The following is a 13,831-nucleotide window of genomic DNA, read 5'->3' on the forward strand; positions in this document are numbered from 1 at the left end:
GGTGCCCGCTGCCCACCCGGAGACGCCAGGCGCCGCGCGCCTCGTTCGCGGCGAGGTGACGCGGTCCGTCGGAGCCGACGAGCCCGGCGTCGCGCGGGGGCAGCGTCGTGGGGCGCTAGGTGAGCGGCCGTGCTCCGGCCGCCCGGTCTCGCGATGTCGTCGACCCCGTGCCGGCTTCCACGGACGAGAGCGCACGCGCCACCGCGGAGCCGCGGGGGGACAGCGCGAGGACGGTGCGGCGACGGTCGTCGGGGTCGATGCGTCGGACCACCAGGGCGCGCTCGACGAGGCGATCCACGTGCCTCGTCAGGCTGGCAGCGGGCACGACGGCCGTGGCGGCGAGCAGGGTCATGCTGGTTCCCGGGTGCTCGTCGAGGACAGCCAGGATCCGCCAGTGCTCCGGCAGCAGCTGGTGCTCGGTCAGCAGGGGCTGCAGGCGCGCGAGCACCTCCGTCTCCTGCTGCCGCAACGACACGAGGAGACTCGTCGAGGACGGAGGAGCGTTCTCACGGGAGTCCATGACGATCCCTGTCGAGGTGGTCTCGGTCACGTGCGGGCGCCAGACGGGACAGGCGCGTCATATCGTAGGCAAGCCGTACCACCCGGTCGGTCCCGTGCGGCTCCCGTCGTCGTGAGCCGGGCACCGACCCGTCGCCCGAGCGGAGGTCCCCGTGACCCCATCCGACGTCGTCTCGGTCGCCTTCGTCGTCCCCCTCCAGGGACCGACCGGCATCTACGGACCCTCGTGCCTCGCGTGCGGTGAGCTGGCGGCCGAGCAGCTCAACGCCCGGTCGGGGCTCGGTGGTCGCCAGGTGGAGCTCGTGGTCGTGGATGCGGGGCGTGATCCGTGGGTGGTGGCCGAGGACGTCCGGCGCCTCGTCGACAGCGGCCGGGTGCAGGCGGTGGCCGGCTGGCACATCTCCGCCGTCCGGCAAGCCGTGACACGCGCCGTGGGCGGGCGCGTCGTCTACGCCTTCGCCGCCATGCACGAGGGAGGGGACGAGACCCCCGGGGTGTTCATGCTCGGCGAGCGCCCTCTGAACCAGCTGCTCCCGGCAGCCCACTGGATGCGCGAGGAGCTGTCGGTGGGTCGGTGGGCGATCGTCGGGAACGACTACGTCTTTCCCCGGGTCACCGGGGCGACGGCACGCATGGCCCTGGAGGACACGCCGTCGGAGGTGGTCAGCGAGACCTACGTCCCGTTGGGCACCACCGACTTCCGCGACGTCATCGGTCTGCTGTCGCGCGATCCGGTCGACGGCGTGATCATGCTCCTGATGGGCCAAGACGCCGTCCACTTCAACCGACAGTTCGCCCGGGCCGGCCTGGCGGCTGCGCTCCCGCGGCTCAGCCCCGCGGTCGAGGAGAACACCCTGCTGGCCAGCGGGGCGGAGGCCAACGAGGGCCTGTACGCCGCAGCGGCGTACTTCGACGCTCTCGCGACCGCGGAGAGCGCGGAGCTGGCGCGGGCCTACTACGCGAGGTGGGGTCGGTGGGCGCCGGCGCTCAACGCGGTGGGTGAGTCCTGCTACGAGGCGATCCTGTTCCTCGCTCAGGTCGTGGACGTGTGTGGGTCGCTCGATGTCGACCGGGTGCGGGGGATGGAGACCGGACAGTTCTGGCAGAGCCCCCGCGGGCTGGTGCGCCTGGCCGGCAACCTGGTCGACCAGGACGTCTACCTCGCCCGCGCGGTCGGGCTGGAGTTCCAGGTGGCCGACCAGATCGCTCGCGCGCACTAGTCGTTCCCGGTGAGTGCGGCGCGGCTGGCCAGGGTCCACGCGTCCTCGAGCCGGGTCTGGTGTGCCTGGTGCGCGCACGTGCGCCACAGGGTGGCGCCGGCTCGGGCCAGGTCGAAGCGGTCCACGTCCACCCCGTCCGTCGCCCCCTCGGTGCCGAGCGAGAGCACGCTGGCCAGGACCCGGTGCCGCCCGAGCAGCGTGGGTGCGGACGCCGGACCCAGGTCGAGGTCCTCGACCAGCACCGGCCGGCGGTCGCGGCGCACGTCGGCGCGCAGCCGCACCCGGCCAGGCCGCTCGGCGTGCCGGCCGAGCACGACGACCTCGCGCAGCGCGACCCGCGCGCCCTCGGCGTACCGGATGCGCGTGCGCCGGTCCACCTGGGCTCCCTCGGCCACCACGAAGGGCTCGCCCGCCCAGCTGAGCCGGGCGCCCGCCCCGACGCTGACCGCGACGTCCCAGGAGGCGCGGCCCCCGTGCATGTCGTAGGCCACCGTCCCTCCCGGCTCGACGACCTCGAGCGTGACGCCGGGGTCGATGGTCAGGTCGAGCTCGATCGCGTCGCCGGCCAGCAGCAGCGCTCCCTCCGGCAGGAGGCAGACCCGCGCCCGGTGGGCGTCGTGGTGGGTGATGACCGGTCGGATGGTCGGCACCGTCGGGTCGCTCCCGATCACCGACGAGCGCACCACGCAGCGCCCTCCCCCCTCGCCGGGGGAGACCCTGAGTCGGGTGCGGCCGAGGCGCTCAGTGGTGGTGGGCACCGACCGGCTCGTCCTCGTGGCTGTGGTCGTGGTCGTGGTCGTGGCTGTGGCTGGCCATGGGCCCGGGGTCGGAGGGCACGAGGTCCCCGGCCAGGTAGCTGGTGCGACGTCCCTCGAGCCAGGTGAGCAGCTGGTCGATGCTGTCCCGGTCGGTGCGGGAGAGCCCGATCACGGGGCGCTCGCCGCGGGCCAGCCGGGCATCGGCCAGCATCCGGGGGACGTCGACGCCGACGTGCGGTCCGAGGTCGGTCTTGTTGACGACGAGGAGATCGGCCCGCTCGATGCCGGGGCCGCCCTTGCGGGCGACGTCGCCTCCTCCGGCGACGTCCAGGACGAAGACCTGCACGTCGACGAGCGCGGGGCTGAAGGTCGCGGTGAGGTTGTCACCACCGGACTCGATGAGGACGAGGTCGAGCCGGTGGCGGTAGTCCTCCTCGAGCTCCTCGATGGCCAGCGTGTTGGCAGTGATGTCGTCGCGGATGGCGGTGTGGGGACACGCACCGGTCTCGACCGCTCGGATCCGGTCGACCTCCAGGACCCCCGAGGCGCGCAGGAAGCGCGCGTCCTCGTCGGTGTAGATGTCGTTGGTCACCACCCCGACCTCGAGCCGGCCGGACAGCTCTCGGCACAGCAGCGCGATGAGGGAGCTCTTGCCGGTGCCGACGGGACCGCAGACCCCGAGGCGCAGGGCGCGGCGGGGCGCGTGGGCGGACGGGAACTCAGGCATGGAACAACCTCCTGCTGGTGACGGCGTGGGCCTGCGCCCACGCCTCGATGAGCGGGCTCCCCGGGGCGGGGAGGTCGTCGACGTCGGTGAGGTGGGACACCGAGACGGTCAGCGCCTCGACGTCGGGCAGCAGCGCCGCGACCCACCCGGTCACGACGGTCGGGTCCAGCGGCAGCAGCTTGAGCGAGGCCGCGCAGACGGTCTGCACGTCGTCGTACCCGACGAGTCGTGCCAACCCTGCGGCATCCAGCTCCAGGGACGCCGCCACCGCGCCGAGCACCAGCGCGCGCGGCGGAGCAGGCGGCAGGGCGTCGAGCGCGACGGCACCTGGCCAGGTCCGGCGGGCCAGCCGCAGGAGCGCGCGTCCCTGGCGGCGCGACGCCTCCCGGAGGGGTGCGCTGGGGCTGCGTGCCTCCCACGCCTCCTCGAGGTCCTCCAGGTCCGCGGCCCCGCGCCCGAGGACCAGGTGGCGGGCGACCACGGCCGCGGCCGCCTCGACGGTGGTGACGGTGCGCAGGCGGCTGCGCGCGTACGCCGGGACGCCGTCGGCGCCCAACCCGTCCCGCACGGCAGGCTCGAGGGTGCCGGACTGGGTGTGGCCGGCGACCGGCAGCCGTGCGTCGGCGAGGAGCATGAGGACCAGGTCGCGGTGCACGGCGCCTCAGAACAGGCAGTAGAGCTGGGCCAGGGGCACCTCGGTGGCCGGAGCTGGCTCGATCCGCTCGCCGGCCACGTCGATGGTGAAGGTCTCGGGATCGATCTCGATCCGTGGCAGGGCGCTGTTGTGGATCATCTGCGCCTTGCCCACCTCGCGCGTCGGGTGCAGGCCGAGCAGGTCACGGCGCAGGCCGAGCCGCTCCTCGAGCCCGTCCTCCAGGGCCGCGGGCGAGACGAACGTGACCGCGTGCGCGCTGCCGTCGGCGACGAGCGTCGGGCGCATCAGCACCGGCTGCGGCGTGGGGATCGAGGCGTTGGGATCTCCGAGCGCGCCCCACACCAGCGCCCCGGCCTTCATGACGACGTCGGGGCGGAGGCCGAAGAACCGCGGGTCCCACAGGACGAGGTCGGCCATCTTGCCCGGCTCGACGGACCCGACCTCGTGGTCGATGCCGTGGGCGATGGCCGGGTTGATCGTGTACTTGGCGACGTACCGCAGGGCGCGCGCGTTGTCCGCGGGCCCGGCGGCCAGGTCGCCGTGGCGACCGAACCGGTGCTTCATCACGTGCGCCACCTGCCAGGTGCGGCACACCACCTCGCCGATCCGGCCCATGGCCTGGGCGTCGGACGAGGTGATGCTCAGTGCCCCCAGGTCGTGCAACAGGTCCTCGGCGGCGATCGTCGTGGCCCGGATGCGGGACTCGGCGAAGGCGAGGTCCTCGGGGACCGCCGGGTTGAGGTGGTGGCAGACCATCAGCATGTCGAGGTGCTCTGCGACGGTGTTGACCGTGTGCGGCAGCGTGGGGTTCGTCGAGCCCGGGATGACGTGCGGCAGGGAGGCCACGGTGAGGATGTCGGGGGCGTGCCCGCCGCCCGCCCCCTCGGTGTGGAAGGCGTGGATGGAGCGACCCGCGATGGCGCCGATGGTGGAGTCGACGTACCCGACCTCGTTGAGGCTGTCGGAGTGCAGGGCGACCTGCAACCCGAACTCGTCGGCGGCGCGGAGGGCGGCGTCGATGGCCGCCGGTGTCGAGCCCCAGTCCTCGTGCACCTTGTAGCCGGCGGCCCCGGCGAGCGCCTGCTCGGCCAGGCCGCCCGCGCTCACGGTGTTGCCCTTGCCCAAGAGCAGGATGTTGAGGGGGACGTCGTCGAGGGCCCGGTGCACGGTGGCGAGGTGCCAGGCGCCGGGGGTGACGGTGGTGGCCTTCGACCCCTCGGACGGCCCGGTGCCTCCCCCGACGACCGTGGTGACCCCGGTGGCCAGCGCCTCGACGAGCTGCGAGCGCGAGATGAGGTGGACGTGGGAGTCGATCGCCCCCGCGGTGAGGATCCGGCGCTCGCCCGAGATGACGTCGGTCCCGGGGCCGATGACGAGGTCGGGGTGGACGCCGTCGGCGATGTCGGGGTTGCCGGAGCGACCGAGGGCGACGATGCGCCCGCGGCGGATGCCGACGTCGGCCACGAAGATCCCGGTGTGGTCCAGCACGACGGCGTTGGTGATGACGGTGTCCAAGGCCCCGTCCGCGGAGGTGGTCGACGACTGGGCCATCGACTCGCGGATGGACTTGCCGCCGCCGAAGACGGCCTCCTCGCCACCGATGGTGAGGTCGTGCTCGACCTCGATCCACAGGTCGGTGTCACCGAGGCGCACCTGGTCGCCCACGGTCGGGCCGTAGAGCGCGGCGTACTGCTCGCGCGGGATGTCCACCACGTCAGCCGTCCCCCTCGCTCGTCGCCGAGCGTCGGATCCGGATGCCGGGCACCGACCGGGCACCGCGCATCGCGACGGCGTCGACCTGCCGCGAGGCGCCCGGCTCGAACCGGCGCGAGGTGCCGGAGGGGATGTCGAGTCGGAAGCCGCGGGCGGCGTCGCGATCGAGGTCGAGGGCGTCGTTGACGTCGGCGAGGTGGACGTGCGACCCGATCTGCACGGGCCGGTCCCCGGTGTTGGTGAGCACCAGGGTCAGGCGCTCCCCGCTCGTCCGGTCGCCGTTGAGGGTGACCGTCCCTGGGGCGACCCGGATCGCGCCGGGTCCCTGGTCGCTGCTGCCGCTCACGGCACGTCCTCCGCTCTCTGCTCTGCTGGGGGCACGGGGGTCACGGGATGGGGTGGTGCAGGGTGACGAGCTTCCGGCCGTCGGGAAAGGTCGCCTCGACCTGGACGTCGCGCACCATCTCCGGCACCCCCTCCATGACCTCGGCCCGGTCGAGCACCTCGCGGCCGCGCTGCATGAGCTCGGCGACCGTCGCTCCGGCGCGCGCCTCCTCGAGCACCCACGTCGAGAGCAGGGCCACGGTCTCGGGGTAGTTCAGGCGCACGCCACGGGCGCGGCGGTCGCGCGCGACCATGCCGGCCACGGCCAGCAGGAGCTTCTCGGTCTCCGAGGGCGTCAGGTGCACGCGCCTACACCGCCATCGCGGCGCGGACCGCGTCCACCGCACCGGGTCCGCCCTCGCCGCTGGAGGTCACCCGACCCGACTCCAGGACGTAGTAGCCCTGCGTCGCACGCAGCGCGAATCCGACGTGCTGCTCGACCAGCAGCACCGACAGGTCGCCGCGGCGGGTGAGGTCGGTGATGACGGACTCGATCTCGGCGACGACGTTGGGCTGGATGCCCTCGGTGGGCTCGTCGAGGATCAGCATGCGCGGCCTGGTCAGGAGCGTCCGGGCGATCGCCAGCTGCTGGCGCTGACCTCCGGAGAGGAGACCGGCCCGACGGCCGAGCAGCCCGCGCAGGGCCGGGAAGGTGTCGAGCACCTCGTCGGTGGCGGTCCGGTCGGTGGTCACCAGCTGCAGGTTCTCGAGCGTCGTCATCTGCGGGAACGACAGCTGTCCCTGGGGCACGTAGCCGAGACCGCGCCTGACCCGGTCGCTCGGGCGCAGGCCGGTCACGTCCTCGCCGTCCAGCAGCACCTGGCCGGCCATGACGGGGAGCAGCCCGACCGCGACCCGCAGCAGGGTGGTCTTGCCGGCGCCGTTGTGCCCCATCACCGTGGCGGCCCCGCCCGTGGCGACCTCGATGCTGACGTCCTCCAGGACCCTGGTCCGGCCGTAGCCTGCGGTCACCCCGCGCAGCTCAAGCACGACGTCCCCCTTCCTCGACGGTGGCCTCCACCTCGGCCTGGACCTGGGCCTCGACCTCGGCGGCCCCCTCGTCGTCGGCGACCGCGTCGAGCTGGCGTCCGAGGTAGACCTCCTGCACCCGCGGATCGGCCTGGATCTCGGACACGCTGCCCTCGGCCAGGACGGTGCCGGCGTGCATGACGGTGACGACGTCGGCGAAGCGGCGGACGAACTCCATGTCGTGCTCGATGACGACGATGGTCCGCTCGTGACCGATGCGACGCAGGAGCTCGCCGGTCTCCTCGCGCTCCTCGGCGCTCATGCCGGCGACCGGCTCGTCGAGCAGCATCACCTTGGCGTCCTGGACCAGCAGCATGCCGATCTCCAGCCACTGCTTCTGCCCGTGGGCGAGCACACCGGCCGGGCGGTCGCGCAGGTCCTGCAGCCCGATGGCCTCGAGTGCCTGCTCGACGTACGCCGGCACACCGCGCCGCGCGAGTGCCATGGCCCACGCGCGGCGGTGGATGCCGCCGGCGATGTCGAGGTTCTGCAGGACGGTGAGCTCCTCGAAGACGGTCGCGGTCTGGAAGGTGCGGCCGATCCCGGCGCGCACGATCCGGTGGGATCGCATGCCGAGGAGGTCCTGGTTGCGGTACCGCGCGAGCCCGGTGCCCGCGACCAGGCCGGTGACCGCGTCGACGAGGGTGGTCTTGCCCGCACCGTTGGGGCCGATGAGGAAGTGCAGCCGTCCCTGGAGCAGGGTGAGGTCGACGCCGTCGACCGCCTTGAAGCCGTCGAAGTCGACGGTGAGGCCCCGCATCTCGAGGTAGTCGTGGCCGAGCTCGTCGGGGGCGTGGTGCTGGATGCTCATGCCGACCGCCCGCGCAGACCGGCGCGCAGCGCCCGGGGGAGATCGCCGACACCGCGGGGCAGCAGCAGGATGACCAGGACGAACAGGAGTCCGAGGAAGTAGGTCCACTGGGTGGGGAACTGCTCGGAGAGGTAGGTGCGCCCGAAACCCACCGTGATGGCACCGAGCGCCGGGCCGAGGAGCAGGGCCCGTCCGCCGAGGGCGACCCCGGCGATGAGGAAGATCGAAGCGGTCGCGTCCACGTCGGAGGGCGAGATGATGCCCGCGATCGGGGCGAACAGGGCGCCGCCGATGCTGGCCATGACCGCGGCGACCACGAATGCGACGAGCTTGATGTTGGCCGGGTCGTGCCCGAGGAAGCGGACCCGCTCCTCGGCGTCGCGCGTGGCGACGAGGAGCTCGCCGAAGCGGCTGCGGTAGAGCTGCCAGGCGACCACGAGGCAACCGATGAGGGCGCCGGCGGCGATCGAGTAGACCATCTGCTTGTTGACGGGGTCGTAGAGGTTGTAGCCGAAGAAGGTGGTGAACTGGTTGAGACCGTTGAAGCCGCCGGTCTCCTTGATCGTGGCGATCAGCAGGGTCGCGAACACGACGGCCATCGCCTGGGTGAGGATGGCGAAGTAGGCGCCCTTGACCTTGCGCTTGAAGATCAGCCAGCCCAGTGCCGTTGCCACGGCGGCCGGGAGGAGGACGATCGCGGCGAGGGTGAACGGCCCGCTCCGGAACGGCTCCCAGAAGGCGGGCATCGTGCCGTCGCCGTAGAGCACCATGAAGTCGGGGACACCGCCGGGACCGGCTGCCTCGAGCTTGAGGTGCATGGCCATGGCGTAGCCGCCGAGGCCGAAGAAGACGCCCTGCCCCATGACGAGCATCCCGCCGCGGCCCCAGGCGAGCCCGATGCCGACCGCGGCGATGGCCCAGCAGAGGTACTTGCCGAGGCTGTTGAGCCGGAACTGGCTCAGGGTCGCGGGGGCGACGACGAGGAGGAGGACGGCCAGCAGGGCGATCGCCACGAGCGGTGCGTAGCCGCGGAGGCGGGTGTCGCGGACCTTCGTGCGGCTGGTCATGCGAGCCCCCTCGTGCGGACGGTGAACAGCCCCTGGGGTCGCAGCTGGAGGAAGACGACCACGAGGGCGAAGGTGGCGACCTGCGCCATGCTCGCGCTGGTCCAGTCGGCGAAGAACGCCGTCGCGATGCCGACCGTGAAGGCCGCGATGACCGTGCCCTTGAGCTGCCCCAGGCCGCCCGCGACCACCACGAGGAAGGCCGAGATGATGTAGGTGCGACCGAGTCCGGGGTTGGTGCCGGAGATGAGGGAGACCGCCACGCCGCCGATGCCGGCGAGGCCCGAGCCGATGAAGAAGGTCAAGCGGTCGACTCGCCGGGTCGCGATGCCGAGCGTCTCGGCGAGGTCGCGGTTCTGCACGGTGGCGCGGATCCGGCGACCGAACGCGCTGTACCTCAGCAGCGCCGCCAGGCATGCGAGCGAGGACAGGGCGAGGGCGACGGTGAAGATCTGGCGGTAGGGCCAGTTGTAGCCGAACACCGGGATCGTGCCGACCAGCCACCCGGGCGCCTGGACCGGGTCGCCCTGCGCTCCGAAGACGTCCTTGGCCAGCTGCTGCAGCACCAGGCTCACCCCGACGGTGACCAGCAGCGTGTCCAGCGGCCGGCGGTACATGAACGAGATGACCGTGGCCTCGAGCAGCAGCCCCAGGGAGCCGGCCACGAGGAAGGCGACCGGCAGCGCCACGAGGATCGAGAGGTCGACGCTGGTGACGACCTGCTGGGTCACGTAGGCGGTGTAGGCGCCGACCATGAGGAACTCACCGTGCGCCATGTTGATGACGCCCATCTGGCCGAAGGTCAGGGTGAGGCCGAGCGCGGCGATGAGCAGCAGGGCACCGGTGGCGGTGCCGGCGAGGAAGGGTGTGGTGAAGGCGTCCACCGCGGTGTCTCCGGTTCTGTGGTGGGGCGGGTGGCCGGACCCGGGGCCCCGCGCCGCTGCGCGGGACCCCGGGTCGATCAGGCGGGTCGCGGGACCCGTGCGATCACTCGGCCGCCGGGTCCCACCAGGCGTAGCCCTCGAGGAACGGGTCCGGCTCGATCGGGGTCTCGGAGGACCACACCACGTCGAACTGGTTGTCCTCGTTGATCTGGCCGATGAGGGCGGTCTTGGCGATGTGGTGGTTGTCGCCGTCGATGGTCACCGTTCCCTCGGGTGCCTCGAACGAGACCCCGTCGGAGGCGGCATTGACCTCGTCGACGTCGAAGGAGCCCGCCTTCTCGACGATCGCCTTGTAGAGGTAGAGCGAGGTGTAGGCGGCCTCCATCGGGTCCGAGGTCGGCCGGTTGGCGCCGTACTTGCTCTGGAACGCCTCGATGAAGGCGGCGTTCGCCGGGGTGTCGACGGACTGGAAGTAGTTCCAGGCGGCGTACTGCCCGGTCACGCTGTGCCCCATCGCCGGCGCCTCCTCCTCGGCGATCGAGACCGAGATGATCGGCGTGGTCTCGGCGGTGAGGCCCTGCTCGTAGTAGGCCTTGATGAAGCCCACGTTCGAGGACCCGTTGATGGTGTTGAAGACGAAGTCGGGCTTGGCCTTGACGATCTTGGCGACCTGCGTGGTCCAGTCGTCGTCGTCCAGCGGGACGTACTCCTCGCCGACGATCTCGATCCCCAGCTCCGCGGCGTACTGCTTGATGATCTTGTTGGCGGTGCGCGGGAAGACGTAGTCCGACCCGGCCAGGAAGAGCGTCTCCACGCCCTCGGACGCCAGGAAGTCCATGGCCGGGATGATCTGCTGGTTGGTGGTCGCGCCGGTGTAGTAGATGTTCTCGGACGCCTCGAGGCCTTCGTACTGGACGGGGTAGAACAGCAGGCCGTTGTTGGCCTCGACCACCGGCAGCATGGCCTTGCGGGAGGCGGAGGTCCAGCCGCCGAACACCGCGGCGACGCAGTCGCCGGTCAACAGCTTCTCCATCTTCTCCGCGAAGATCGCCGGGTCACTGGCACCGTCCTCCTCGACCGCCTCGATCTGCTTGCCGAGGATGCCGCCGTCGGCGTTGATCTCCTCCATGGCCAGCCCCAGGGAGTCACGGACGGTCTGCTCGCTGATCGACATCGCGCCGGACGTGGAGTTCAGGAAGCCCAGCTTGATGGTGTCGCCCGAGGTGTCGACACAGCTGGAGGTGGCCGCGCTCGGCCCGCCGTCATCGGACTTGTTGCCGCAGGCGGCAAGGCTGAACACGGTCAGGGTAGCGATCGTCGCGCCAGCCAGGGCGCGTCCGCGGGCTCGGTTGGTGAACACGGCAAACCTCTCGGTCGTGGGGGCCAAGGGCGGGTCACGCGGTTGTGTCCCGACGATGAGGAAGCTAGGGAGCCGCGGTTTCACATTGCTACCAAATGGAATTAAATCTAGGTTTCGGGAGCAGCCGGTTGGTTGCCGGGAGGTGTCGTGGCTGGCCGCACCCGGCTGCGCGAGAGGTCCGCCCGGCTGGCGACAGGGAGGCCGCCCGCCGAGCGGACACCTCAGGGTGGCAGGGTGCCGTGGCGCGCCAGTCTCACGTGACGAACGAGCGTGTTACGTGGAGCCCGGGATCGGGGACGGGTCGGCGGCGGGGTGGCGGACGTGCGCCAGTCGGCAGTCTGGCGGTGCGCCCGGAGCGCACGCCTCGCGCCGGCGTGAGGTCGTCCAGGCTGCGCGGTGGGCCGGCGTGTGCTGAGCCGCTCGGGCGCGGTCACGGAGTGAGGGCGTGCACCGGTCGAGGAGGTTCGTGCGAGCAGCTCGAGGCTGAAGCGGGTGACGGCGTCGCGGTGCTCCACGATCGCCGCCAGGACGTCCGATGGGCCGTCGAGGGGCTCGAAGGGAAGGCTCGAGAGCCCGGCGAAGAGGAAGAGCTGCACGGCGTGGGCTCGGCGCAACACTTCCCGGTCGACGGTGGTGCGTTCGGCGTCGAGCCCCTCGGCGCAGGCCGCGAGGAGCAGCTCGCTGAGGGAGCCGAGTCCGCCGAGGTCGCAGGCCGAGCGGATGCCGATCTGGACGTCGCCGACGAGCAGCTGGGTGAGGTCGTGGGCGAGCGGGAAGGCGTTCCACATCCCGAAGTCGATGAGGATGAGGGGGTGGTGCGCTCCCGAGGCCGCTCTCAGCCCGGGTGGCGGAGGTCGGGCCAGATCTGCGCCCAAGGGCGCTCCGGCAGGCACCTCACCAGGGCGGTGCCGTCTTCGTCGTTGGACACCCGCAGGTCGATCTCGCCCAGGTCTCGCGAGGCGCGGCAGAAGTCCGGGTCGAGCCCGACCAGGACCGCGGGTGAGGATCCGGGCGGGACGGCCCAGAGCCCGTAGCCGTTGTGCCCGCTGAACACCTCCAGGTCCGTGTAGCGCTGCAGCGCACCGGCCTGGCCGTAGTTGGCGGTGATGACGACCTGCCCGGGGGCGACGACGTGCTCGACCTGGTCGGCGAACGAGGGCCAGCCGATGGTCTCGCCGGCGTCGGGATTGATCGCCAGCACCGGGCCGACCGAGTCCACGGGTAGCACCGGCAGCGTGAACACGAAAGCGGGCGCACTGGCAGCCAGCAGGGCCGCGGGGACCCATCGGGCCACGGCATCGACGAGGGGTTGGGCTCCCGCCGCCATCAGGAAGGGCAGGAAGCCACCCACGTAGTAGGGCTTTCCTCCGATGACCAGGAACAGCGCGACGAGGAGGAGGAAGGCCGCAGGCAGGGGCCGGAGCGTCCGGTCACGGATCGAGCGCCACAGGCCCAGCACCCACACGGGCGTCAGCCACAGGCCCAGCTGGAGCACCAGCGTCACGAGGAACAGCGACCGCGAGACCGAGGTGGCGCTCCCGCCCTCGGCGATGTCGGCAGCGACCTCCAGCTGGGGCCAGCCGTGGGTGGCCTGCCAGATCAGGTACGAGGCCCCGATGGTGAGCGCGATGAAACCTGCGGCGACCGGCCCACGACGTCGGCGGGACACGAGGGCGATCGCGAGGAGCACGAAGCCGACCAGGACATGTCCCTGGAAGGTCAGTCCCCCCACGAGTCCTGCCAGCAACCAGAGTCGCGGATTCGCGCCCTGGCTCAACAGCACGACCAGGAAGGTCAGGGTGGTGGTGCCGAGGATGAGCACAGTCGAGGTGGACAGCAGGTGCCCGGTGGCCAGCACCAGGCCGCTCAGCGCAGTCCGGATCGAGGCCACCCACTCCGCGAATGTGGACGCTCCCAGGCGCCGGGCCATGAGTCCCGCCATGAAGACGACCAGGGCCGCGCTGAGGGCCGAGGGAACGCGTAGAAGAGTGAGCGACCCCGTGTCCAGGCCCCTGGCCAGCAACGGCACGAGGGGAGGCTGATCTGGGTAGCCCCAGTCAAGGTGACGTCCCGCGGCGAGGAAGTACAGCTCGTCGCGGTGGTAGCCGTACCTGCTCGCCGTGGCCACCAAGAGCAGGAAAGTCAGGCCGGCCGCGATGCTGGCCGGCCGAGCGAACGCCGCCTTCGTCGTCACGCGAGCATCCTTGCGGCTCTCGGTCCTTCTTCGCCGGATGTACAGACCACGGCCACTGGGACGTCGCGCGGCTTCTCAGGAGAGCCCGCCGAGAAGCGGCGGAATGACGCACCACACCGTGCGAGGAGGGGTCGGTAGTGTGGAAGGCTCGAGCTCGACCCAGTTGCTCCGCCGCCCTCGAACACGGGCTCGGTACCCAAGCGCGCGTATGCCAGCTCCCTCCTGTGCGGGCCAGCCTTCGCCGATGCGTTGTTTCCCGGCAGTCGCCTCTGTCACCGCGTGGGTTGCGGGAGGTGGGACGGGTAGACCGTCATGGGACCGGGTCGTTCGAGCACGCCAGAGCCTCCATCAGACCCGGCACGCGACAAGGTTCCGCCCGCGAGCGTTCACGTCGCGGCGGAAGGATTGTCGTCGCCGTGCCCGTGGACCAAGTCACAGTCAGGTAACGACTCTCCGGAGGCGCCAAGGGACGACGGCTGAGGGCAGGAATGTCGGTGGCGGCGGCTGTACTGA

Annotated in this window: 15 protein-coding genes; 1 reads left to right on the forward strand and 14 read right to left on the reverse strand. The window is 71.6% G+C overall.

Annotated elements, in window-relative coordinates:
• Positions 1-115: 115 nt before the first annotated feature.
• Positions 116-448 (reverse strand): MarR family transcriptional regulator, encoded by a 333-nt coding sequence (locus ACYVID_RS03225; protein WP_460734344.1) that lies wholly within the window; start codon positions 446-448, stop codon positions 116-118.
• 223 nt (positions 449-671) lie between these two features.
• Between ACYVID_RS03225 and ACYVID_RS03230 the strand changes: the two genes are divergently transcribed.
• Positions 672-1,739 (forward strand): substrate-binding domain-containing protein, encoded by a 1,068-nt coding sequence (locus ACYVID_RS03230; RefSeq protein ID WP_460734346.1) that lies wholly within the window; start codon positions 672-674, stop codon positions 1,737-1,739.
• Here the strand turns inward: ACYVID_RS03230 and ACYVID_RS03235 are convergent.
• From ACYVID_RS03235 to ACYVID_RS03295, 13 genes are all read right to left on the reverse strand, one after another.
• Positions 1,736-2,497 (reverse strand): urease accessory protein UreD, encoded by a 762-nt coding sequence (locus ACYVID_RS03235; protein WP_460734348.1) that lies wholly within the window; start codon positions 2,495-2,497, stop codon positions 1,736-1,738. The two genes, ACYVID_RS03230 and ACYVID_RS03235, sit on opposite strands and share 4 nt — an antisense overlap.
• Positions 2,481-3,224 (reverse strand): urease accessory protein UreG, encoded by a 744-nt coding sequence (gene ureG, locus ACYVID_RS03240; RefSeq protein WP_460734350.1) that lies wholly within the window; start codon positions 3,222-3,224, stop codon positions 2,481-2,483. Before ureG ends, ACYVID_RS03235 begins: the two co-directional genes overlap by 17 nt.
• Positions 3,217-3,879: an urease accessory protein UreF gene (locus ACYVID_RS03245; RefSeq protein WP_460734352.1), complete on the reverse strand. Its 663-nt coding sequence runs from the start codon at positions 3,877-3,879 to the stop codon at positions 3,217-3,219. Before ACYVID_RS03245 ends, ureG begins: the two co-directional genes overlap by 8 nt.
• A gap of 6 nt (positions 3,880-3,885) precedes the next feature.
• On the reverse strand, positions 3,886-5,592 hold the full coding sequence (locus tag ACYVID_RS03250) for an urease subunit alpha (protein WP_460734354.1): 1,707 nt from the start codon (positions 5,590-5,592) through the stop codon (positions 3,886-3,888).
• 1 nt (position 5,593) lies between these two features.
• Positions 5,594-5,938, reverse strand: coding sequence for an urease subunit beta (gene ureB / locus ACYVID_RS03255; protein ID WP_460734356.1), 345 nt, complete (start codon positions 5,936-5,938; stop codon positions 5,594-5,596).
• Between the two features lie 40 nt (positions 5,939-5,978).
• Positions 5,979-6,281, reverse strand: a complete 303-nt coding sequence (locus tag ACYVID_RS03260; protein ID WP_460734358.1) for an urease subunit gamma — start codon at positions 6,279-6,281, stop codon at positions 5,979-5,981.
• Positions 6,282-6,285: 4 nt separating this feature from the next.
• Positions 6,286-6,966 (reverse strand): ATP-binding cassette domain-containing protein, encoded by a 681-nt coding sequence (locus ACYVID_RS03265; RefSeq protein WP_460734360.1) that lies wholly within the window; start codon positions 6,964-6,966, stop codon positions 6,286-6,288.
• Positions 6,959-7,816 carry an urea ABC transporter ATP-binding protein UrtD gene (gene urtD / locus ACYVID_RS03270; protein ID WP_460734362.1) on the reverse strand — a complete coding sequence of 286 codons (858 nt, stop codon included), beginning with the start codon at positions 7,814-7,816 and terminating at the stop codon, positions 6,959-6,961. Before urtD ends, ACYVID_RS03265 begins: the two co-directional genes overlap by 8 nt.
• Positions 7,813-8,883, reverse strand: a complete 1,071-nt coding sequence (gene urtC / locus ACYVID_RS03275) for an urea ABC transporter permease subunit UrtC (protein WP_460734364.1) — start codon at positions 8,881-8,883, stop codon at positions 7,813-7,815. Before urtC ends, urtD begins: the two co-directional genes overlap by 4 nt.
• A complete protein-coding gene (urtB, locus tag ACYVID_RS03280; protein WP_460734366.1) occupies positions 8,880-9,764 on the reverse strand; it encodes an urea ABC transporter permease subunit UrtB in 885 nt (294 codons plus the stop codon). Before urtB ends, urtC begins: the two co-directional genes overlap by 4 nt.
• Before the next feature lie 103 nt (positions 9,765-9,867).
• Complete coding sequence (urtA, locus tag ACYVID_RS03285; RefSeq protein WP_460734368.1) at positions 9,868-11,124, reverse strand: urea ABC transporter substrate-binding protein; 1,257 nt, start codon at positions 11,122-11,124, stop codon at positions 9,868-9,870.
• 221 nt (positions 11,125-11,345) lie between these two features.
• Positions 11,346-11,912 (reverse strand): hypothetical protein, encoded by a 567-nt coding sequence (locus ACYVID_RS03290; protein ID WP_460734370.1) that lies wholly within the window; start codon positions 11,910-11,912, stop codon positions 11,346-11,348.
• Between the two features lie 47 nt (positions 11,913-11,959).
• Positions 11,960-13,318, reverse strand: a complete 1,359-nt coding sequence (locus tag ACYVID_RS03295) for a hypothetical protein (protein ID WP_460734372.1) — start codon at positions 13,316-13,318, stop codon at positions 11,960-11,962.
• Positions 13,319-13,831: the final 513 nt, after the last annotated feature.

The organism is Nocardioides ginkgobilobae (assembly GCF_054781275.1).